Annotated in this window: 1 pseudogene; it reads left to right on the top strand. The window is 59.3% G+C overall.

From position 1 onward, the window contains the following. Positions 1-1,163, top strand: a pseudogene (locus ACIONG_RS26360) (ribonucleoside-diphosphate reductase subunit alpha); the annotation flags it as partial.

Genomic DNA, 1,163 nt, shown 5'->3' on the forward strand with positions numbered 1-1,163 from the left:
ACGGCCGACGCCGGCCACCAGGCTGCCACGCGCACAGGCGCGGTCTGTGCCTACCTGGAAACCCGGCACATGGACAGCGAACAGTTCATCGAGCTGCGCAAGAACACCGGTGAGGCTCGTCGTCGTACCCACGACATGAACACCGCCAATTGGATCCCTGATCTGTTCATGAAGCGCGTCTTCGATGACGGCAAGTGGACCCTGTTCTCGCCATCCGAAGTTCCGGACCTGCACGACCTGACCGGTAAAGCCTTCGAAGAGCGCTACGAGTACTACGAAGCCCTGACCGAGTACCCGGGCAAGGTCAAGCTGTTCAAGACCATCCAGGCCAAAGACCTGTGGCGCAAAATGCTCTCCATGCTGTTCGAAACCGGCCACCCATGGCTGACTTTCAAAGACCCGTGCAACCTGCGTAGCCCGCAGCAGCACGTCGGCGTGGTTCACAGCTCGAACCTGTGCACCGAGATCACCTTGAACACCAACAAGGACGAGATCGCCGTTTGCAACCTGGGCTCGATCAACCTGCCAAACCACATCGTGGATGGCAAGCTGGACACCGCCAAGCTGCAACGCACCGTGAACACTGCCGTGCGCATGCTCGACAACGTGATCGACATCAACTACTACTCGGTGCCGCAAGCGAAGAACTCCAACTTCCGCCACCGTCCGGTGGGTCTGGGCATCATGGGCTTCCAGGACGCCTTGTACCTGCAACACATCGCCTACGGTTCCGACGCTGCCGTCGAATTCGCCGACAAGTCGATGGAAGCGGTCAGCTACTTCGCAATCCAGGCGTCCTGCGACCTGGCTGACGAGCGTGGCGCGTACGAGACGTTCAACGGCTCGCTGTGGTCCAAAGGCATCCTGCCGCTGGACTCGCAACAGATCCTGATCGAACAACGCGGCCAGAAGTACATCGACGTTGACCTGAACGAAACTCTCGACTGGGCACCGGTTCGCGCCCGTGTACAGAAAGGCATTCGTAACTCCAACATCATGGCCATCGCGCCGACCGCAACCATCGCCAACATCACTGGCGTATCGCAGTCGATCGAACCGACCTACCAGAACCTGTATGTGAAATCGAACCTGTCGGGCGAATTCACCGTGATCAACCCGTACCTGGTTCGCGACCTCAAGGCTCGCGGTCTGTGGGACTCGGT

The sequence above is a fragment of the Pseudomonas sp. NPDC087817 genome (assembly GCF_044742875.1).
In the GTDB taxonomy this organism is placed as follows: Bacteria; Pseudomonadota; Gammaproteobacteria; order Pseudomonadales; family Pseudomonadaceae; genus Aquipseudomonas.